This window comes from Streptomyces sp. NBC_00872 (assembly GCF_045161915.1).
In the GTDB taxonomy this organism is placed as follows: domain Bacteria; phylum Actinomycetota; class Actinomycetes; order Streptomycetales; family Streptomycetaceae; genus Streptomyces.
The window spans coordinates 3,686,095-3,705,666 of the sequence record NZ_CP108806.1 but is presented as its reverse complement, the minus strand read 5'-3'; the positions used below and the strand labels follow the sequence as shown (position 1 = coordinate 3,705,666).

Annotated in this window: 22 protein-coding genes; 13 read left to right on the top strand and 9 right to left on the bottom strand. The window is 70.3% G+C overall.

Translation table 11 applies throughout. From position 1 onward, the window contains the following. Nucleotides 1–180 precede the first annotated feature (180 nt). The 4 genes from alr to OG214_RS15695 all read left to right on the top strand — a co-directional run bounded on the left by alr (nucleotide 181) and on the right by OG214_RS15695 (nucleotide 4,021). Nucleotides 181–1,365, top strand: coding sequence for an alanine racemase (alr, locus tag OG214_RS15710; protein ID WP_405985098.1), 1,185 nt, complete (start codon nucleotides 181–183; stop codon nucleotides 1,363–1,365). A 143-nt stretch (nucleotides 1,366–1,508) separates the two neighbouring features. Further along, nucleotides 1,509–2,924 carry an alpha/beta fold hydrolase gene (locus OG214_RS15705; RefSeq protein ID WP_405985097.1) on the top strand — a complete coding sequence of 472 codons (1,416 nt, stop codon included), beginning with the start codon at nucleotides 1,509–1,511 and terminating at the stop codon, nucleotides 2,922–2,924. Next, nucleotides 2,896–3,543 (top strand): tRNA (adenosine(37)-N6)-threonylcarbamoyltransferase complex ATPase subunit type 1 TsaE, encoded by a 648-nt coding sequence (gene tsaE, locus OG214_RS15700; protein ID WP_363082533.1) that lies wholly within the window; start codon nucleotides 2,896–2,898, stop codon nucleotides 3,541–3,543. Before OG214_RS15705 ends, tsaE begins: the two co-directional genes overlap by 29 nt. A gap of 268 nt (nucleotides 3,544–3,811) precedes the next feature. After that, nucleotides 3,812–4,021 carry a hypothetical protein gene (locus OG214_RS15695; protein ID WP_363082532.1) on the top strand — a complete coding sequence of 70 codons (210 nt, stop codon included), beginning with the start codon at nucleotides 3,812–3,814 and terminating at the stop codon, nucleotides 4,019–4,021. Between the two features lie 84 nt (nucleotides 4,022–4,105). Here OG214_RS15695 and OG214_RS15690 read toward each other — a convergent pair whose 3' ends face one another. Then, nucleotides 4,106–4,669, bottom strand: coding sequence for a hypothetical protein (locus OG214_RS15690; protein ID WP_363082531.1), 564 nt, complete (start codon nucleotides 4,667–4,669; stop codon nucleotides 4,106–4,108). Nucleotides 4,670–4,772: 103 nt separating this feature from the next. Between OG214_RS15690 and tsaB the strand changes: the two genes are divergently transcribed. From tsaB to OG214_RS15665, 5 genes are all read left to right on the top strand, one after another. Then, nucleotides 4,773–5,519: a tRNA (adenosine(37)-N6)-threonylcarbamoyltransferase complex dimerization subunit type 1 TsaB gene (tsaB, locus tag OG214_RS15685; protein WP_405985096.1), complete on the top strand. Its 747-nt coding sequence runs from the start codon at nucleotides 4,773–4,775 to the stop codon at nucleotides 5,517–5,519. Between the two features lie 146 nt (nucleotides 5,520–5,665). Then, nucleotides 5,666–6,151 carry a ribosomal protein S18-alanine N-acetyltransferase gene (gene rimI / locus OG214_RS15680; protein WP_405987518.1) on the top strand — a complete coding sequence of 162 codons (486 nt, stop codon included), beginning with the start codon at nucleotides 5,666–5,668 and terminating at the stop codon, nucleotides 6,149–6,151. Between the two features lie 89 nt (nucleotides 6,152–6,240). Next, nucleotides 6,241–7,368, top strand: coding sequence for a tRNA (adenosine(37)-N6)-threonylcarbamoyltransferase complex transferase subunit TsaD (tsaD, locus tag OG214_RS15675; RefSeq protein ID WP_405985095.1), 1,128 nt, complete (start codon nucleotides 6,241–6,243; stop codon nucleotides 7,366–7,368). Between the two features lie 7 nt (nucleotides 7,369–7,375). Continuing rightward, a complete protein-coding gene (locus tag OG214_RS15670; RefSeq protein ID WP_405985094.1) occupies nucleotides 7,376–7,627 on the top strand; it encodes a hypothetical protein in 252 nt (83 codons plus the stop codon). Nucleotides 7,628–7,820: 193 nt separating this feature from the next. Then, nucleotides 7,821–8,177, top strand: coding sequence for a YciI family protein (locus tag OG214_RS15665; protein WP_363082527.1), 357 nt, complete (start codon nucleotides 7,821–7,823; stop codon nucleotides 8,175–8,177). A 32-nt stretch (nucleotides 8,178–8,209) separates the two neighbouring features. Here the strand turns inward: OG214_RS15665 and OG214_RS15660 are convergent, their stop codons facing one another. Continuing rightward, a complete protein-coding gene (locus OG214_RS15660; RefSeq protein ID WP_405985093.1) occupies nucleotides 8,210–8,920 on the bottom strand; it encodes an NADPH-dependent F420 reductase in 711 nt (236 codons plus the stop codon). A 101-nt stretch (nucleotides 8,921–9,021) separates the two neighbouring features. Between OG214_RS15660 and OG214_RS15655 the strand changes: the two genes are divergently transcribed. Next, nucleotides 9,022–9,432, top strand: a complete 411-nt coding sequence (locus tag OG214_RS15655; protein ID WP_405985092.1) for a winged helix-turn-helix transcriptional regulator — start codon at nucleotides 9,022–9,024, stop codon at nucleotides 9,430–9,432. Between the two features lie 93 nt (nucleotides 9,433–9,525). On the opposite strand, the gene OG214_RS15650 is transcribed toward OG214_RS15655, so the two are convergent. The 5 genes from OG214_RS15650 to OG214_RS15630 form a co-directional block, all read right to left on the bottom strand. Then, the gene (locus OG214_RS15650; RefSeq protein ID WP_405985091.1) at nucleotides 9,526–10,713 is read right to left on the bottom strand and encodes an rRNA adenine N-6-methyltransferase family protein; all 1,188 of its coding nucleotides are present in this window, start codon (nucleotides 10,711–10,713) and stop codon (nucleotides 9,526–9,528) included. Between the two features lie 354 nt (nucleotides 10,714–11,067). Continuing rightward, entirely contained in the window at nucleotides 11,068–11,913 is an 846-nt protein-coding gene (locus OG214_RS15645) for a helix-turn-helix domain-containing protein (protein WP_405985090.1), read from the bottom strand. After that, the gene (locus tag OG214_RS15640) at nucleotides 11,910–12,443 is read right to left on the bottom strand and encodes a DUF6879 family protein (protein WP_405985089.1); all 534 of its coding nucleotides are present in this window, start codon (nucleotides 12,441–12,443) and stop codon (nucleotides 11,910–11,912) included. The genes OG214_RS15645 and OG214_RS15640 overlap by 4 nt, the downstream gene beginning before the upstream one ends. Nucleotide 12,444: 1 nt before the next feature. After that, nucleotides 12,445–12,654, bottom strand: a complete 210-nt coding sequence (locus OG214_RS15635; RefSeq protein WP_363082521.1) for a hypothetical protein — start codon at nucleotides 12,652–12,654, stop codon at nucleotides 12,445–12,447. 1,480 nt (nucleotides 12,655–14,134) lie between these two features. After that, the gene (locus OG214_RS15630; RefSeq protein WP_405987517.1) at nucleotides 14,135–14,776 is read right to left on the bottom strand and encodes a pyridoxal 5'-phosphate synthase; all 642 of its coding nucleotides are present in this window, start codon (nucleotides 14,774–14,776) and stop codon (nucleotides 14,135–14,137) included. Nucleotides 14,777–15,228: 452 nt separating this feature from the next. Between OG214_RS15630 and OG214_RS15625 the strand changes: the two genes are divergently transcribed. Further along, the gene (locus OG214_RS15625) at nucleotides 15,229–16,263 is read left to right on the top strand and encodes an ArsR/SmtB family transcription factor (protein WP_405985088.1); all 1,035 of its coding nucleotides are present in this window, start codon (nucleotides 15,229–15,231) and stop codon (nucleotides 16,261–16,263) included. A gap of 96 nt (nucleotides 16,264–16,359) precedes the next feature. Here OG214_RS15625 and OG214_RS15620 read toward each other — a convergent pair whose 3' ends face one another. Beyond that, nucleotides 16,360–16,869 (bottom strand): potassium channel family protein, encoded by a 510-nt coding sequence (locus OG214_RS15620; protein ID WP_363085067.1) that lies wholly within the window; start codon nucleotides 16,867–16,869, stop codon nucleotides 16,360–16,362. Nucleotides 16,870–17,102: 233 nt separating this feature from the next. On the opposite strand from OG214_RS15620, the gene OG214_RS15615 reads away from it, so the two are divergent. Next, nucleotides 17,103–17,777: a hypothetical protein gene (locus OG214_RS15615; RefSeq protein ID WP_405985087.1), complete on the top strand. Its 675-nt coding sequence runs from the start codon at nucleotides 17,103–17,105 to the stop codon at nucleotides 17,775–17,777. 71 nt (nucleotides 17,778–17,848) lie between these two features. Then, nucleotides 17,849–18,214, top strand: coding sequence for a hypothetical protein (locus tag OG214_RS15610; RefSeq protein WP_363085065.1), 366 nt, complete (start codon nucleotides 17,849–17,851; stop codon nucleotides 18,212–18,214). Between the two features lie 34 nt (nucleotides 18,215–18,248). Here OG214_RS15610 and OG214_RS15605 read toward each other — a convergent pair whose 3' ends face one another. Continuing rightward, nucleotides 18,249–19,526, bottom strand: coding sequence for a THUMP-like domain-containing protein (locus OG214_RS15605; protein WP_405985086.1), 1,278 nt, complete (start codon nucleotides 19,524–19,526; stop codon nucleotides 18,249–18,251). Between the last annotated feature and the right edge of the window lie 46 nt (nucleotides 19,527–19,572).

Here is a 19,572-nt window from a genome sequence, read left to right as displayed (position 1 = left end):
GTCCAGGTCTCGGCTCGGGGCGCGGCCCGGGGTCTCGGCCCCAGGTCCCGGCTCGGGTCGTGGCCCGGCCCCGCGTCGGGCCTCGGCTCGGGTCTCGGACCGCCCCTGTGACCCCTGGACCGCCCCGGTCGGGACCGTACCGGACCGGGGCAGTCCGGGAGCTCTGAGAGACTGGCCGTGATGACCGGAATGATGCAGACCTCGACCCACCTCAGGGCCCGCGCCGAGGTGGATCTCGGCGCCCTGCGGGGCAATGTGCGTGCCCTGCGCGCTCGTGTGGGCGCCGGCACCGCGGTGATGGGTGTCGTGAAGTCCGACGCGTACGGCCACGGCATGGTGCCCGTCGCCCGTGCCGCCCTCGCCGCCGGGGCCACCTGGCTGGGGACCGCCACCCCCCACGAGGCGCTAGCCCTGCGGGCCGCGGGCATCCGGAGCAGAGTGCTCTGCTGGCTGTGGACACCCGGCGACCCCTGGCGGGAAGCCATCGAGGCCGATCTCGACATGTCCGTCAGCGGGATGTGGGCCCTGCGTGAACTGACCGCCGCCGCCCGTGGGGCCGGCCGCCCCGCCCGTATCCAGCTCAAGGCCGACACCGGTCTCGGCCGTAACGGCTGCCAGCCCGCCGACTGGCCGGAACTCGTCGGTGCCGCGCTCGCCGCGCAGACCGCGGGCCAGGTCAGGATCACCGGCCTCTGGTCGCACTTCGCCTGCGCCGACGAGCCCGGCCACCCCTCCATCGCCGCCCAACTGGACACGTTCCACGCGATGGTCGCCTACGCCGAGAAGGAAGGCGTCGAGCCCGAGGTCCGGCACATCGCCAACTCGCCCGCCACGCTCACCGTCCCCGAGTCGCACTTCGATCTCGTACGGACCGGTATCGCGATGTACGGCATCTCACCCAGCCCGGCGCTCGGCACCTCCCACGACTTCGGGCTGCGGCCCGTCATGACGCTCTCCGCCTCGGTCGCCCTGGTGAAGCAGGTCCCCCCGGGCCATGGCGTCAGCTACGGCCACCACTACCTCACCCCGCGCGAGACGACCCTCGGGCTCGTCCCCCTCGGATACGCGGACGGTATCCCCCGGCATGCCTCGGGCCGTGGTCCCGTCCTCGTCGGCGGGGTCACACGGCGGGTGGCCGGGCGGGTCGCCATGGACCAGTTCGTCGTGGACCTCGGGGGCGACACCCCCGAACCGGGCGCCACCGCCATTCTGTTCGGCCCCGGGGACCAGGGCGAACCGACGGCCGAGGACTGGGCCGAGGCCGCCGACACCATCGCGTACGAGATCGTCACCCGTATCGGTTCTCGCGTCCCCCGTGTCTATGTGAACGAGGCGAACGACGCGAGCGGGCACGAAAACGTGTGAACGCCTGTGAACGCCTGTGAATCCTGTGAACGTGCGTGAACAGGCGTGAACGCGTGTGATGCGTGAACGCGCAACCGGAGTGATCTCTCCGGGGTGAAGCGCGGCGCGGTGGGGAAGGCAAGGCTGGACGACGAGGAGCGACCGTGAGCGAGAAGAGCCCGGCGGGGGACGCGGCGGCCACGACGGCCGCCGCGGTGGCTACGGCCTCGGCAGCGATCAGCGGCAACTGGCGCAAGGCAGGCGTCGCCGGTGCCGCGATAGGCGTGATCGCCGCCGGAGCCGCCGCCGGTGTGGCGATCGAGAGGCTGACCGTCGGCCGCGGCATGCGCAGAAGGGCACGGCTCGCACTCGACGCGTCGGGACCGTACGGAGCGTTGCGCGGCGCCCCGGGCAAGGCGCTCACCGACGACGGTACGGAGCTGTACTACGAGGTCGACGAGGTGGACGCGACCGGTCCGCGGGGCACCCTGGGCATTCCAGGCTCTCCGGTCATTCCAGGCACCCTGGGTATTCCGGGCGCGCGGTCGGTGACCGGGTCCGGAACCGGCCCCGTCGCCGGAGTCGGGCCGACTGCCGGGACCGGGTCGGGCGCCGTCGCCGGGCCGGGCGCCGCGGCACCGTCGCCGGGCTCCCGACGTCGGCGTCTCTTCGGCCGCAAGGCCCCCGTACCCGTGACCGTCGTCTTCAGCCACGGCTACTGCCTCAACCAGGACTCCTGGCACTTCCAGCGCGCCGCCCTGCGTGGACTCGTCCGTACCGTCCACTGGGACCAGCGCAGCCACGGCCGCTCCGCGCGCGGTGTCGGCCAGAGCGGCTCCGGCGCCGTCCCCGTCACCATCGAGCAGCTCGGCCGCGACCTCAAGGCCGTGATCGACGCGGCGGCGCCCGAGGGACCGCTGGTGCTGGTCGGCCACTCGATGGGCGGGATGACGATGATGGCCCTGGCGGACCAGTTCCCCGAGCTGGTACGGGAACGGGTCGTCGGTGTCGCCCTCGTCGGTACGTCCAGCGGAAAGCTCGGCGAGGTCAACTACGGGCTGCCGGTCGCGGGCGTGAACGCCGTACGCCGTGTCCTGCCCGGTGTGCTCAAGGCCCTCGGCTCCCAGGCCGAGCTGGTCGAACGCGGGCGGCGGGCCACCGCCGATCTCTTCGCCGGGCTGATCAAGCGGTACTCCTTCAGCTCGAAGGACGTGGACCCCGCCGTCGTACGGTTCGCCGAGCGGCTCATCGAGGGCACCCCGATCGATGTGGTCGCGGAGTTCTACCCGGCCTTCACCGACCACGACAAGGCGCAGGCGCTCTCGGTCTTCCTGGAGGTACCGGCGCTGATCCTGGCCGGGGAGAGCGATCTGATCACCCCCAGCTCGCACAGCGAGGCCATCGCCGATCTGCTGCCGGACGCGGAGCTGGTGCTCGTACCGGACGCCGGGCATCTCGTGATGCTGGAGCACCCCGAGGCCGTCACGGACCGGCTCGCCGACCTGCTCGCAAGGGTGGGTGCGGTGCCCTCGGAGGCTAACGTTGGCAGACATGGAAGCACCGCACAGCCCGGCGGCTGAGACAGCCCTCGGGGCAGCCCGTACCAGCGAGCCGGCCGAGACCGCCGCACTTCCCGGGACGACCGTCGCCGTCGATTCCCCCGAGCGGATGCGGGAACTGGGCCGGGGGCTCGCCACCCTCCTCCGGCCGGGTGATCTGGTGATGCTCACCGGCGAACTCGGCGCGGGGAAGACGACCCTGGCCCGTGGCCTCGGCGAGGGCCTCGGCGTCCGTGGCGCCGTCACCTCGCCCACCTTTGTGATCGCCCGCGTCCACCCGTCCCTGGTCGGCGGTCCCGCACTGGTCCATGTGGACGCGTACCGGCTCGGCGGGGGACTGGATGAGATGGAGGACCTCGATCTGGATGTCTCGCTGCCGGACTCCGTGGTGGTCGTGGAGTGGGGCGACGGCAAGGTCGAGGAACTGTCGGACGCCCGGCTGCACGTGGTGATCCACCGGGTGGTGGGCGGTGCCGGAGGCGGGAACGAGACCACGGAGCACGGGATCACGGAGCACGGGATGTCGGAGAACGGGATCACGGAGAACGGCGAGATGGAGTACGACGACCGGCGCACCGTCACGGTGACAGGGTTCGGCAGCCGCTGGTCGAGGACCGATTTCGGGATTCTCGCCCGCTGATCCAATCGCTGATCCAAGGGCTGATCCAGGTAGCTGAACCAGTACTGGTCCCTGTTCCGGTACTGGTTCCTGTTCCGGCTCAGGGCCTGCGTACCCCGATTCGGCGAACGTTTCCACGGCCTTTTCGGCCAGCCGTTCCGTACGTTCCGACAAGACGTCGGCAAAATGTTGCGCGTGCCATGCCGCGCATGGTCACATGGTAGTGAGACAAGGTTAGGTCTGCCTAACTACCTGACCACGCCTGCCCCCGGAGCCTCAGGAGGCATCCATGTCGGCGTCAGAGCGCGAAACGCGTCCGCAGTCGCAGTCCTCATCGCCCCGGTCACCGTCGCCGTCGTCCGTGTCCATGAGCGTGCTGCTCGCGTCGTGCGCGGCGGCCTCGGCCGTGTCCACTCCGCCGCAGGAGCCTTCGGCGGTCGCGACGGCGCAGGCCACCGCCGCGGCGAGGGAGCTCGAACGGCGGCGCCACGCCGCCTGAATCTGAGCCGACGGGCTGGCGGTCCACGGAACCGTTCGTCGGGTTACGGGACCGGCTGTCGGGCTACGGGTCGGGGCTGTCGGGCTACGGAACGACGACCACGACAGAGCCGACCGTCGCGAACGTCCACACCGCGTTCCCGTCCGCCACCTTCATCCTGACCCCGCCCGTCTTCAGCGTCGGGTCGGGGCTGGACACCGTGCCGTCCACGGCCGCGCTGAAGCCGATCGACACATCGTTGACGGTCGTGAACCGTACGACGTGCTCGACCCGTACCCCGTCCGAGCCCGTGACCGCGCCGGAGCGCGAGGTCACGCGGTACGAGCCGGGCAGCGGGCTGACCGTGCTCGGCATGACGGCGAAGCTCCGTGTCGCCTGCTCGTTCTGGTTGACCAGCCACACCCGGCGCTGGGCCAGCGCGTACACGACCCGTGCGCCGGTGCCCGAGTCCGCGGGGATCGCCAGCGAGTTCTTTTTCTTCTGCGCGGGGGCGCCGCCCGAGGCGGGGGGAGAGGCGGACGGCGCGGTGGCGGGCTTCCCGAGGGTCTCGTCGGGAACGTTCGCCGACGCCTGGTAGGCGAGGAAGCCGACCACGGCGATGGCCGCCGCGGTGAGCCCGGCCACGATTCCCGAGCTGCTCCTGGACACCTTGATCCACCTCTCGTACGTATGACTCCGTGGTGACGGTAGCAGCAGCGGGGTGACGGGACGGGGCGCCGTGCCTTGGGCGCCGGAGCCGTAGGCTGTTTGCGTGCTTCTGCTCGCCGTTGATACCGCCACGCCCGCCGTCACCGTCGCTCTCCACGACGGCACCTCCGTCCTGGCCGCGGAGAGTCAGGTCGACGCGCGCCGCCATGGGGAACTGCTTCTCCCCGCCGTCGACCGTGTCCTCGCCGAGGCCGGACTGAAACTGGACGCCGTGACGGATGTGGTCGTGGGGGTGGGGCCGGGACCGTACACGGGACTGCGTGTCGGGCTGGTCACGGCCCTGACCTTCGGCTCCGCGCTCGGGGTGCCGGTGCACGGGCTCTGCACCCTGGACGGGCTCGCGTACGCCTCCGGGCTGGAAGAGCCGTTCGTGGTGGTGACGGACGCGCGCCGCAAGGAGGTCTACTGGGCGCGGTACGCGGACGCCCGTACGCGGCTGACCGATCCGGCCGTCGACCGGCCCGCCGATATCGCCGGTCATGAGCATGTCGTGGGAGTGCCGGCCGTGGGCGCCGGGGCGCTGCTCTATCCCGATGTCTTCCCGGACGCGCGGGGTCCCGAGCACCAGTCGGCCGCCGCGCTGGCGTCGCTGGCGGCGGAAAGACTCGCGGCGGGGGCCGCTGGGGCAACTGGGGCTCCTGGGGCCGCTGGGGCTTCCGGAGGCGCTGGGGGTGCTGGTGCCGCTGGGGGTGCTGGTGCCGTCGCGGGCTTCCTGCCGGCCCTTCCTCTGTACTTGCGCCGCCCGGACGCGCAGGTGCCCAAGAACTACAAGGTGGTCACCCCGAAGTGACCGATGCGACGGACGCAGCCGAGAACAACAGGGCCACGGACTCGACCGGGGAAGCGACGACGGCCGACGAAGCGACGACCGACGAAGCTACGGCCGACGAAGCTACGGCGGCCGGGGAGACGGCTTCTTCCGTCGTCCTGCGGGAGATGCGCTGGTGGGACATCGAGCCGGTGCTCGCCCTCGAACACGAGCTCTTCCCCGAGGACGCCTGGTCCCCGGCCATGTTCTGGTCGGAACTGGCCCACGCGCGCGGTCCGCGGGCCACCCGCCACTATGTGGTGGCGACCGAGCCGGACGGGGACGGCGGCCGGATCGTCGGCTACGCCGGACTCGCCGCCGCCGGCGGCCTCGGTGACGTACAGACCATCGCCGCGGCCCGCGACCAGTGGGGCACCGGCCTGGGCTCCCGGCTGCTCACCGATCTGCTCCAGCACGCCACCGCCTTCGAGTGCGAGGAGGTACTGCTGGAAGTGCGGGTCGACAATCTCCGGGCGCAGCGGCTGTACGAGCGGTTCGGCTTCGAGCCGATCGGCTTCCGGCGCGGTTACTACCAGCCGGGCAATGTCGACGCGCTCGTCATGCGCCTCCACATGAAGACCCATGAGAACCATGAGGCTCATGAAGCCAGATGAGGCCGACGAGGCCTGATGAAGCCCGTGAAGCCCGTGAAGTTCATGAAGCCCGTGAAGCCCCACGAAGACCCATCAAGGAACTGAGATCCATGGCTGACGAACCCCTCGTCCTCGGTATCGAGACCTCCTGTGACGAGACGGGGGTCGGCATCGTCCGGGGGACGACGCTCCTCGCCGACGCCGTAGCGTCGAGCGTCGACGAGCACGCGCGCTTCGGCGGCGTGGTGCCGGAGGTCGCCTCCCGCGCGCACCTTGAGGCGATGGTGCCGACGATCGAGCGCGCGCTGAAGGAGGCGGGTGTCTCCGCCCGCGACCTGGACGGCATCGCGGTGACCGCGGGGCCGGGGCTGGCCGGTGCGCTGCTGGTGGGTGTCTCGGCGGCGAAGTCGTACGCGTACGCCCTCGGCAAGCCGCTGTACGGCGTGAACCATCTGGCCTCCCACATCTGTGTCGACCAGTTGGAGCACGGCCCGCTGCCCGAGCCGACGATGGCGCTGCTGGTGAGCGGCGGGCACTCCTCGCTGCTGCTGGCGCCGGACATCACCAGCGATGTACGGCCCCTGGGGGCGACGATCGACGACGCGGCGGGCGAGGCGTTCGACAAGATCGCGCGCGTGCTGCACCTCGGCTTCCCCGGCGGTCCCGTGATCGACCGGCTCGCCAAGGAGGGCGATCCGGCCGCGATCGCGTTTCCGCGCGGGCTGACCGGTCCGCGTGACGCGGCGTACGACTTCTCCTTCTCCGGTCTGAAGACATCGGTGGCCCGCTGGATCGAGGCGAAGCGGAACGCGGGCGAGGAGGTGCCGGTACGGGATGTGGCGGCGTCCTTCCAGGAGGCGGTGGTCGACGTACTGACCCGGAAGGCGGTCCGCGCCTGCCGGGACGAGGGCGTGGACCATCTCATGATCGGCGGCGGGGTCGCGGCCAACTCGCGGCTGCGGGCACTCGCGGCCGAGCGCTGCGAGCGGGCGGGTATCCGACTGCGGGTGCCGCGCCCCGGGCTCTGCACGGACAACGGCGCGATGGTGGCGGCGCTGGGCGCGGAGATGGTGGCGCGCGGCCGGCCGGCGTCGGACTGGGAACTGTCGGCGGACTCGTCGCTGCCGGTGACGGACCCGCACGTACCGGGCGCGGGCCACGGTGGCAACGGTCACGGCGATGGGGGCCATCACCACGATCATCTGCATGAACTGAGCAAGGACAACCTGTACACGTGAGGCACTCATGACCGTGGCGCTGATGTGGGAGGCGAAGGCGGCCTCCTGCCGGGGCGCGGAGCTGCTGGAATGGGCGCGCGCGCAGGACCTTCCGTACGCCCCCCTGCGACGGGAACTCTTCCGCGCCCCCCAGGACCGCGTACTGGTCATCACCTGGTGGGACGGTCCGTACGACGCCGATGTCCCCGAACTTCCGGATCCGCCGGCGGACTTGACCGCCCGCCCGGTACACCGCTGGCGCTTCGAGTCCGTGACGTAGCACCGGCGCGGGGCGGAGGACGAGGGCGCGCCGCCGGGGATGAGGGCGCGCCGGGGATGAGCCGGGAAGGCTTCTCGGAAGAAGATCCCGGCGTGTGTCGATCCAGGCGTCTTCCGTTCGACGTAAAGGTGAGAGGCGGGAACAAGCCCCCGCCCCCACCGATACCGACGGTACCGAGACCGAGGAGTCACCCATGCCGCGTTTTCTGTCCATCATCAGCACTGACGAGAAGAACGCGCCCGCGGGCGGGCCGAGCCCCGAGCTGATGCAGCGGATGGGGCAGCTGATCGAGGAGATGACCAAGGCTGGGGTGCTGCTCGACACCGCCGGGCTGACGCCGTCCGCCAACGGTGTGCGCTTCCGCCAGACCGCAGGGAAGCTCGCGGTCACCGACGGTCCGTTCACCGAGGCCAAGGAGGTCATCGGCGGGTACGCGATCGTGCAGGCGAAGGACAAGGAGCAGGCCATGGAGTGGACCCGGCGCTTCGTGGACATCCACGAGGAGGAGTACGACATCACGGTCGAGCTCCGCGAGATCGCCGAGCCGTAGGCCCAGTCCGTGTCCGGCCGCATCGCCGCGTCTCATCGGGCGACGGCCATACCGAAGGGCACCGGCCCCAGGGTACGGACGAGGCCGCCGACCATCAGCACGAATGCCTCGGGTCCCCGGGCGGTCTCCACACCGCCGAGGTCGATGATCCACTCCGTCGGCCAGCCCAGTTCGGCGAGCAGAGCGCCGGCGGTCTTCTTGGCGCCGGCGTCGTTTCCGGACAGGAAGGCAGCGGGAGGAACGGCCAGTTCCGCCGGATCGGCCATGACCGATGAGTGCATCGTGTTGAGGGACTTCACCACGTGTACGAGGGGCAGCGCGCGCTGAATCTCCTCGGCGAGGCTGCCGCCGGGATACAGGAGCGCCGACGCGAAGCCGTCGGAGTCGAACGCGGTGGCGTTGGCGACGTCGACCAGGACCTTGCCCGTCAGCTCCGCCGTGAGGCCGGTGAGCACCTCCATCGAGGCATGGCCGGGTGTGGCGTTGACGACCACCTGGGCGGAGCCGGCCGCGTCCGCCAGATCGGTGACACGTATCCCGGGGCGTATTCCGGGACACGCCCCGGAACGTGTCGCGGGGCGTATCCCGGGAGCCGCGCCGGGACGTGTCCCGAAGGCGTTCCAGTCGGTGGCGGTCCGCTGCGGGGCGCGGGAGCCCACGATGACCTCGTTGCCCGCGTCCCGCAGTTTGACCGTGAGGGCTCGGGCCACATTGCCGGAGCCGAGGATGGCGATCTTCGTCATGGTCTGTTCCGCTCCTTGTTCGCTCATGAGCGAAGTTAGGCGGCGCTACCGTTGAGCGGCAGTACGCACTTCAAGGTGGCCGGCGCACGCGAAGGGATGCCATGACCACTCGCACCGCCGCTCAACGACATGCCGAGGCCCGTGTCTCGCACCGAGCCCGGTTCGCCGACTGCCCGACCAACCGGCTGCTCGACCGCATCGGCGAGAAGTGGGTCGCTCTCATCCTCAAGGAACTCGCCGGCGGCCCGCGACGCTACGGCGAGCTGGCTCGTACGATCGCGGGGGCGAGCCAGAAGATGCTCACGCAGACCCTGCGCCGCCTGGAACGGGACGGCCTGCTCACCCGCACCGTCACCCCGGCCGTCCCGGTACGCGTTGACTACGCGCTCACCCCACTGGGACAGAGCCTGATGCCCGTCATGCAAGCCATGACGCGATGGGCCGAGCAGAACATGAACCAGATAGACGCCGCGCGCGAGGACTACGACGCGTACGACGCACAGCGGCGTTGAAACGACCAGGAGGCCCTCGGCCTTCGCGGATCGCGGGGGTGAGGCGGCCGTAGTAGTACGCCTCAAGCCGTCGCGCTCCGGAACTCTCCTGGCCTAACAGGCACGTTGAGCGACCACGTTGTCCGGTCGGTCCAGCCAGGCCCGCTGGGTGTCGGGCGTGACCGTCAGGCCGTACCGGTCGACCGACGGGCGCCCCGCCCGGAGCCACTGATCGTGGGCCGTGGCGACCTCGTCCCAGAGGCGGCGCGGGCCGTGCTGGGTGACGTGGAAGGTCTTGCCCTGCCGGCCGTCATAGTCGACGCTCGCCCAACTGGTGGCCATGTCGTCCGCGAGCCAGAGCCGGGTGTGGGCTTTTTCCGTCTCGGTGTCCCAGGAATACCAGGCTCCGGGGACCGTCAGTCCGATGTGGAAATCCAGGTTCAGTTCGGCTCCGGCGACCGTCCAGGGAGAGAGGCGTGTGCTGCTCGTCTCCACGGTCTGACCGTCGCGCAGCACATCGCGGTACAGCTCGACATCGCTGCGCTGGCCGCTGATGAGCATGTAGGAACCGTAACCGGCGAAGCGGCCGGTCCCACTGCCGTCGCGTTGCCTGGTCAGACCCACGGTGCCGTAAGCGCACCACGCGCTGTCCCAGGGGGCGACGATGCGTCCGCCCGGAGGTGACTGGTCCAGCCACGCGGCGGGAATCGCGCGGACCGAGCAGGTGGCCAGGATCCGGTCGTACGGCGCGTTGGGAGCCCAGCCGTTGGCGCCGTCGGTGTTCACGATGGTCGGCGTGTACGAGAGAGCTGCGAGGTTGGCACGGGCGACGGCGGCGAGTTCGGTGTCCACCTCGATGGTGGTGACGGCGTCGGCGCCGAGGCACGCGCAGAGCAGGGCCGCGTTGTAGCCCGACCCGGTGCCGATCTCCAGCACCTGTGTACCGTCAGTCAGCCGGGCGTCTTCCAGCAGACGCAGGACCGTACTCGGCTGCGACGCCGAGGACGACGGTGAGCGGGTGCCGTCGGACTCCGTCACGAACCGGGTGATGAGAGGGGCGTCCGAATAGGCGGCGGCCATCCAGCCGTCCGGATCCCGGCTGCGGTCGCAGGGACGGTAACCGCCGTCGCCGTCCCTCAGCCATACACGCTCCGGCAGGAACGCGTCCCGAGGCACGGCGCGAAGCGTTTCCCGCCAGTGCGGCGGTACGGGCCGCTCCGCACGAGTCCGGTCGATCTCGTCCAGCAGCCGCCCGGCCCCCGCCGCACGGACGGAAGCGTTTGCGCCGGGGGTGTGAGGCATGGTCGGTCTTCTCCTGTTCTACCGTTCCTCTTACCGCTCTTACCGCTCTTACCGCTCTTACCGCTGTTATCGCTGCTTCGGATCGGGCTCCGGCTGCTTCGGCGGAATCGGTCGGCCGGGCTGCTGGCCGTCGTCCCCGATGGGCGAGCGGTGCTTCTGCGCCATGGGCGGTCCTCCTTGCTCAGGCCGGACAGGACCGAAGAGCCCCGCCCTGGTAGGTATGCCGTACCAGGACCGTAGGCGCCCATGTTTCTCCTGGGCCGCCGAGTTTCTTGATGTTTCTGATCTCGCTCGCGGTGTTTCCCGATGTTGCTCAAGGAGGGTTGAGATGAGCCGCTGGAGCCGTGGAATCAGTCAAGGAGAGTCGGTGAGAGCGGCTCTGGCACGGGTGATGATCCGGTGCGCGGATCGGCCGGAGACCGCTGACGCGGCCAGTGTGTCCCAGACCCTCCGGTACAGGGCGATGTCCTCGGCGGAGTCGAGCCACATCTCCGCGTGCCAGGACTCGGCGATGACCAGCCGGTCGTCGTGGATCCAGAAATCGTCTCCGGCCGCGATGCGGACTTCGGCCGTCAGCGGAATGATCCCGAGATCGACAGTGGACAGGCCGTTGACGGACATCAGACGGTCGAGTTGGTCGGCGAGCACCGCGGGCGAGCAGATCCGCACGTGGAGCGCGGATTCCCAGAGCAGAACGCGGTATCGCTTGCCGGGAGCGTAGAGCCCTTCCTGGCGACGTATCCGGGATGCCACGCCCGCCTCGATGTCCCGTGCTGCGCCGTGCAGTTCGGCGTAGCGGGAGAGGACGCTGCGAGCGTACTCGGGAGTCTGGAAGATCCCCGGGACGACGGACGCGGTGAAGCCTCTCAGAACCGTGGTCTTCTCGTGCTGCGCGCCGAGCGCGTCCTGCACCGCTCGGTGGCCGCCGGCCAACTGCCGGCGCCACGAACGGTAAGTGGACTCCAGCCCGGCGAGGCGGCCCTTCAGCTCAGGGGCGGATTCGGGCCGACCGACGCCGGATGCCCACGTGTCCAGGTCCGATGTGGTCGCGGTCTGCTTGCCGTTCTCCAGCTTGGAGATCTTCGACGGAGCCCAGCCGCACTCCGCGGCCAGCGCTCGGACCGTGAGCCCGGCCTCGGTGCGCAGCTCACGCAGCCGCGCGCCGAGGGCTGTTCGGGCCTGTTGGAAATCGGTGCTCACACGGGGGAAGTTACCCCTGCGCCGAACTCCTCGTACCGGATGGCGTGGTGCCAGGCGGCGTCACGGGCCTGGCACGCGTGGACGACCTCCCCGGGGTCGGTGGTCAGTTCCAGGCGGCGTGAGGCGTCGTTCCAGTTGAAGCGGGCGAGGATGCGGGAGTCGAAGAGCCAGAAGTCGTATGTCGGCAGCCCCAGTTGCTCCGCGCGGGCCCGGAACATGTACCGGATGTCCTCCCCGCACTCGATGTTGTCGCCGGTCGTCGCGAGCAGATAGCGCTGGTTGTCCGTCGCCGGAGCGTCCACCAGCCGTACGCGTTCGATGCGCTTGCCCCGGGCGGCCTGTTCGCGCACGTTCAGGAACCAGGGGTCGGTGGTGTCTCCCGGCGGCTGGATGCCACGCAGGAAGTTTTTGTATTCGTCGGTTGCCTGGTCGGACGGGTAGTCGCGGCGAGTCTCCAGCCGCCAAGCCGTGTGCTCGAAGCCTTCTTCGAAGAAACCGAGGATCTCCGTGGCGGGAACGAAGTCCTTCACATCACTCCTTGGGCGCGTAGTCGAGCAGTAATTGGCGGGGGACGACGACGAACGATTCGCCGTCGAGTACGTTCGCGAGCTGGGCGATGTCATCAGGGTCGGTGACGGTGTAGCCCTGAACGATGACGTCGCCGGTGTCGATGTCCTCGTACAAAGTGGGGCACTCTCCGGATTTGGAGTTGGTGCCCAGCATTCGCAGCCTGCGGGCCATGACGTTCCCCTCTCCGTCGTGAGCCGGTCCTGTGACCGGTCTGCTGTGAAGCGGTGGGGAGGAAGCTAGCGGGAAGACCGAGAAACACACCAGGTCCGCCGGACGTGTTCCGGAGCGATGCGGCTGATGGCGAATGTGAATGCGAATGAGAATGGGAATGCGAAACGCGAGCGCGGATGCGGATGCGGATTGCCGGTGCGGACGCGGGTGCTGAGGTGTCCCGGGTCCCGGGTTCCGGGTGGCCATGAATGGCGGCGAATGGGCCGTCGGGGATGTGGGGTGGGGGTGGGGGGTGCGGTTGAAGGTGGGGGTTGGGGTGCGGGGTGAGGGTGAGGGGGGAGGTGGGGGTGTCGGGTGCGGGTCAGGACCGAGGGGTAGTCGGGGTGGGCCGGGGGGTTTCGTGCCACGTGGGGCCGCCCCTCTGGGTTTGATTGTGGCGGGGGCGGGCCGGGCGTCAAGGGCGCTCCTTCGTCGCGTCGGCTGCGCCGATTCCGCTGCGCTCCACCCTTGACCCCCGTCCCGCCCCCGCTGGTAATGCTGGTGGGAGGGGCGGCCGGGGGGAGGGGTCCCCGGGGAGGTCCGTTGGGGGTGTCTGTTTCCTTCCCGGCCTCGGGTCGGTGGGTGGCCTGCGCGGCAGTGGAATGGGGCGGTGGCGGCACCGGCTCAGCGACTGGCTGTCCGTTGCTTGTTGGGGTTCAGTCCCGTGTCTGGGATTCGTGATCACGTGGCACCCCAAGCGCCAGGCGGACGAGCCCGCGTCCTTCCGATGGTCCGGACGGGCCGGTGTGTGTGTCCTTTTCGCCGGTCGGGGACCTGTGAGGACGCTTCCCGCGCCACAACGACACAAGAGACGTCCGAAGGGCGTTGCCGGACCCGCCTCCGCGCCATTCCCGGGGAACGAGGACCAACAAGCCCCATCGATGCCCTATATGTGCCTATTTGGAGGAGTGTTGGGGAGTGCCGTGAGGCGGTCATGTGTCCTCAGTTGCGATAGGCGCGTCCCAGAGCGCAAACAAGCCTTCAACTGGCCCATCCGCGCCCGCCACAGACCCACCCACCCCACCAACCACCCACCCCAGACACGGGACTGAACCCCAGCAAGCAATGGACGGTCAGTCGCTGAGCCGGTGTCGTCACCGCCCCATTCCACTGCCGCGTACTCCACCCACCGGGCCGCAGGCCGGGGAGGAGACAGGGACCCTCAACGGATCTCCCCGGGGACCCCTTCCCCCGGGCCGCCCCTCCCGCCTGTCCGCACTTGCGATGGAGGGGCGGGGGTCAAGGGTGACCGGAGGTCATCGGCTTGCCGACGCGACGGAGGAGCGCCCTTGACGCCCGGCCCGGAGTCGCGAAACTCAAACCCAGAGGGGCGGCCCCCACGCGGCACGGGACCTGCCGGCCCACCCCGACTACCCCTCGGTTCTGACCTGCGGCCGACACCCTCACCTCAACCCCACCCCCGGCACATCGCGGTGGCCGTCTACGGCCACAGCATCTGCTTCGTCCATCCATTGGCGCCGGTGGAGGCCCGGTAGACGAGGCGGGTGTGGCGCCGTTGCTTGTCGCCCTGCCAGAACTCGACCGACTCCGGGCGCACCGAGTACAGCGTCCAGCTCGGGGACACGAGAGCGGGCTCGTTCTCGATCCGGGCGAGTGACTCCTTGACTGCGGTGTCGCGTTCGGCCAGGTCGGCGAGTGGCTGCGACTGGCGGCCGAGCAGGGCTTCCGCGCGGGCGCCCGCTCCCCTGGCCAGGAAGTCCGTGGCGGACCGTTCCGGGGTCGCGCGCTCCACCGGGCCGCGTACCCGTATCTGACGGGCGAGCGGTGCCCAGTAGAAGGTCAGGGCCGCGTAGGGGCGCGCGGTGAGGTCACGGCCCTTGGCGCTGCCGGAGTCCGAGGCGAACTGCCAGCCCGCCGGGCTCACGTCCTTGAGGATGAGCACGCGGGCGGTCGGGTCACCGCTCGCGTCCGCCGTCGCCAGCGTCATGGTGTGCGGCTCGCGCACCCCCGCCCGTATCGCGTCGAGCAGCCACTCGGTGAAGAGTTCGACCGGACTCTCCGGTGCCTCCGAGGGATCGAATCCGGGCAGCTCACCTGTGAAGACCTCGATGTCCCGCAGCATTTGACGCACATCGACACCACCGGTCACTGTTCCACTCCTCCAGCCGTGATCGCCCGAGGTGGAACCTATCGCCACGGCAGTGACAACCAACGGCAGTGGCAACCATACGTACCGGAGCCGGCTCCCCGCCACGGTGGGCAGGTCCGCCACGGTCGCCACCGTCGGCAGGGCGCTGTCGCGACTCGGTGCGCCCAGGGGGTGTCTCTCGGGTCGCTGGACGTCTGTGGTCGCCCGCGCCGAAAGGCACCCCCTGGCCCCCGTATCCCCCTCAAGTTCCGTTCGGGTTCGCCCGGAACCTGTGTGAACAGCTTGCTGGCGGGGGCGCGAGGGCGGCAAATCATTTCGGCCTCCGCCGAAGTGCCTGTCGTGAAGGGGACTTGTCGTGGTGCGGGTGGGACTGAAGAGTTGGACGCCCTGGTCATTGTGGGACCGGGGGTACAGGGAGGCCTCGCGTGCTGCGGATTCACTTCACGTCCGAAGATCTCGTCAGAACACGGATCTCGACCACGTGGGGGCCCTTGGGCGAGACCTTCTTCGGTCTGATGACCTTGCAGCAGCCCAACGCCGGCGCGATGTTCGGGGGATGGCGCCGGCGGGCGAACGACGAATCCGTCGCTCCGGCCCACCCCGCCTCGGAACTCTTCCGTGAAGCGGCTCTCGACCTGTTCACCGTCACCGGGCAGGCGGAGTCGGTGGACGCCGGGCTGGAAGCGCTGCGCGCGGCCAGTGCCGATCACCTTCAGGCCGAGCTGATCAGCGCGGTCGAGAGCCGTGCCCGCTACTGGGACCGTACGACCCCCTGGGCCGGTACGGCCTGGGGCGATCCCGCGCACGACCGCGGGGACCGGCGGGAGCTGGTCGACTTCCTCGCGGATTTCCACCGCGTCGCCGTGGCCCCCTACTGGCCGCGGATCGAGGCGCGTCTGCGGGCCGAGCACACCGGCCATGCCCGTACCTTCGCCGAACACGGCGTGGAGGCGATGCTCGCGGGACTGCCGCCCGGCTTCCGCTGGCGTTCCCCCGTACTGGAGATCGGCCGCGGGCCGGTGGTCGGGGACGTCAAGCTGGACGGCCGTGGGCTGCTGCTGGTGCCCTCCGCGTTCTGCCGGACCAGAGCCATGACGTACAACAGTCTGGTCGACGACCAGAGCCCCGTGATCCTGTTCATGCCCGTGGTACGTACGGTCTCCGACGCCGCCGCGCTGCTGACCGTACCGGGGAGCGGGACCCTGAAGAGGCTCGTGGCCCTCCTCGGGCGCACCCGTGCCCACGCCCTCGACGCCATCGGCCACGGTCCGTGCACCACCGGGCAGCTCGCCGAGCGGCTCGCCGCCTCACCGGCGACCGCCAGTGAGCACGCGACGGTCCTGCGCGAGGCCGGGCTCATCGCCACCACCCGTCACGGCAGTGCCGTCCTCCACGCGCTGACGCCGCTCGGCGAAGCACTGCTGAACGGTGAGAGCACCCCCTCAGGGCGCGGTGTTTGAGCACGGTGTTTGAGCACGTCGTCCGAGCTTCGAGCTTCGAGCTTCGGGCTTCGGGACTTGGGACTCGGGACACGAGCCCTCCACCCCTTCATACCTTCATCGGTCGCTCTTTCCCGTCGGCGGCCCGCCAGGGTTCCTCAGTAGGCGTTCCATGTGGTCGAAGCGTTCGTGCAGTGCGCGCAGGTCTTCGGAGACCTCCGCCCTGCCCTCGTGTTCGGCGTGTTCCAGGGTCTGGGCGAGGTGGCGCATGCGGTGGACGGCGCTGCTGACGAACCAGGTGGCCAGGGACGCGGTGACGATGCTGAAGACGGAGATTCCGACGAGCATCACCACACCCGCGATGACCCGCCCCCACGGGGTGACCGGATACATGTCCCCGTAACCGACGGTGGTGGCGGTCTCGACGGACCACCACAGGGCGCGGGGGAAGGACGTGATCGTCGCGCGGGAGGCCGACGCCTCGACCGGGACGATGATCCACGAGCCGACCAGCAGGACGAGCACCAGCAGCAGGGTGGCCCAGACGGCGGCCTTCACATGGAGCCGCTGCCAGGGTTCACCTCTCAGCAGCCGTTTCAGCAGGTACGTGAGGGAGATCGGCGGCATGGCCTCGAAGCTACTGGCGGCCGGCGGGGGCGCCCTCCCCGACACTCGCACCCACGACCCACGACCCACGACCCACGACCCACGACCCACGTCCCGCACCCGCGTTCATCCCGGCACCCGCACCATCCCCATGCCGCCCTGCCGTGTCGCCCCACTCCACCAAGTCGCCCCACCCCACCACCTCGTCCCACCCCGCCGCGTCGCCCCCGTCCCGCCCCGTTACTCTCGGCCGGGTGATCAGCAAGGTCAGCGTGGCCGACCGTACGCGCGTGCCCCCGCCCCCGCCGCCCCCGCATCTGCGTTCCTGGCCCGACCGCGAGGCCCTGCTCGCCGACCGCGCCGACGCCATGGCCGCCCTCACCGGACGGCGGCTCGGGATGGGACGGCTGGTGCTGCTCTGGCTGACCGGGGCGGTCGCCGCGCTCGGCTGGGCCTCCGTGGGGCTGGCGGTCCAGAGCTTCGAGCAGGGCGGGCTCGGCGCGATGACCGGGCTGCTGGCGCTCGCCCTCGGGTCGGTCCTGCTGATACCCGCCGGGGTCGCGCTCGGTTTCTGGCTGGATCGTGGCCGTACGGTACGGGAGCGGCTGGAGGCCTGGGCCGAACTCGACCGGGACCCCGCCTCGGACGTACGGGTACGGGCACGGGCGCACCGACGGAGCGTGATGTGGCTGCTGCCGTCCGTGGTCCTCTGTGCGGTGGGGGTGTGGGCGACGGGCGGCGCCTGGGCCGGAATGGCGCCGGGACCCGGGTCCCGCACCGTGGGTGAGACGGTCTACGCGCTGGGGCTCTCGGTCACGGTCCTGGTGACGGGGATCCTGGGCGCTGTCCAGTCGTACGGACATCAGGCCTGGTCAGGGCGGTTGACGAGCCCGGTACCCGTACGCAGGGGCGGGGGCGTCCACCGCTGAGGCCGTTCTTCCGGTGTCCGTCCTATGCTGAAGAGAGAACGCATGCGCCATTCAGGGTGAAGGGGCGGCGGATGGAATGGCTCTGGTGGATTTTCGTCTTCTTCATCGTCGGCGGCTTCGGTTGGATCGCCGACACAGGCCGTACCGCGCTCAGGACCCGGCATGAGCGCAGACTTGAGCTCTACGAGCTGGAGGAGAAGGAACGGCTGGCCCTGGAGCAGGCTCACAAGCCCCCGGAGCCCGTCTGCGGCTGTACGCACCATCTCGCCAAGCATGACAAGCGGGGCAAGTGCCACGAGGACGTCGAGGTGGCGACGGAGTGGGACGAGAACAGGAAGCCCCTGCGGTACGAGCGCAGGCAGTGCAACTGCCAGCAGTACGTCGGCCCGCAGCCGCTCTCGCAGATCTACGCGGATGAACTGACCGACCTCCAATAGCTTTACGGTCGCTACGCGTCTAGCTTTACGGTCGCTACGCGTCCACCGGATGCCCGAGCAGCATGGTCGGGGCGCCCGCGACCCGGGTCAGGAAAACCGTCGCCGCGTGCGGGCCCTTGAGTTTCAGACGCCGGCGCAGTTCCTCCGGCTCCACCGCCGAGCCGCGCTTCTTCACCGTCAGGACGCCGACTTCGCGTTCGCGCAGCAGGGCCTTGAGTTTCTTGAGGCCGAAGGGGAGTTCATCGGTGATCTCGTAGGCGGTGGCGTACGGGGTGGAGCGCGCCTCGTCGGCAGTGATGTACGCGATCGTCTCGTCGAGCAGCCCGCCGTCCAGCTCCTCGGCCACCTCGGCGACCAGATGGGCGCGGATGACGGCGCCGTCGGGCTCGTACAGGTAACGGCCGGTCGCGCGGACGGGCGGGTCGGGCAGTCCGCGGCCGGTGAGGGTCACCACGGTGGGCGGGCCGGGGGGACGGCCGGGCGTGAGCAGGGTGGCGCGGCGGCCGCCGGGGGTGACGGAACCAGGCGTTCCGCCGTGCCAGAGCACCGCCTCCTTGACATCACCGCCGTCCGAGATCCACTCGGCCTCGAAGTCGTCGGGGATGAGCTCGTGCGGAATGCCGGGCGCGATCTTGACCGCGCCCGTGCCGGCCCCGCGTACCGCTTCGACGGCCCACGACAGGGGCGGTGAGTACGCCTCCGGGTCGAAGATCCTGCCCCGGCCGCCGCGCCGCGCGGGGTCGATGAACAGCGTCCGCGCACCCGTCAGGTCGTACTCCAGGACATCCGCCCGGGTCACCATCGTCGGCGGGGCGGCCGGGGCCAGGGTGCGCACATTCTCGGCGGCGATCTCGCAGGTCAGCGGGTCGAGATCGACGGCGGTCACGGTGAAGCCCGCGCGCGCCAGCTCGATCGCGTCACCGCCGATGCCGCAGCACAGGTCCGTGATCCGGAGTCCGGGCGCGAGCGCGCGGAACCGCCCGGCGCGGTACGCGGCGACGGTGCCGCGCGTGGCCTGCTCGATCCCGTTCGGCGTGAAGTACATGCGGTACGCGTCCTCGGCGCCGAACTTCGCCACCCCGCGCTGACGCAGCCGCGCCTGGGCCAGCGCCGCCGAGACCAGCTCCGCCGGGTGCTCGCGGCGCAGCCGGGTGGCGAGGGCGAGTTCCGCCGCCGGGTCGTGGTCGCGCAGTTCGGCGAGGAGCGCCTGGCCGTCGGCGGAGAGCAGCGGCCCGAGGAGGGGGAGCGGGGGTAGGGCGGAGGCGGGTGAGGGAGCGGGAGGGGAAGGCGCGCGGTCGGTCACCTGATCCATTGTGAGCCAGCCGGGGGATGGTGCGTGCCGGGGCGGCGGTGTCGGC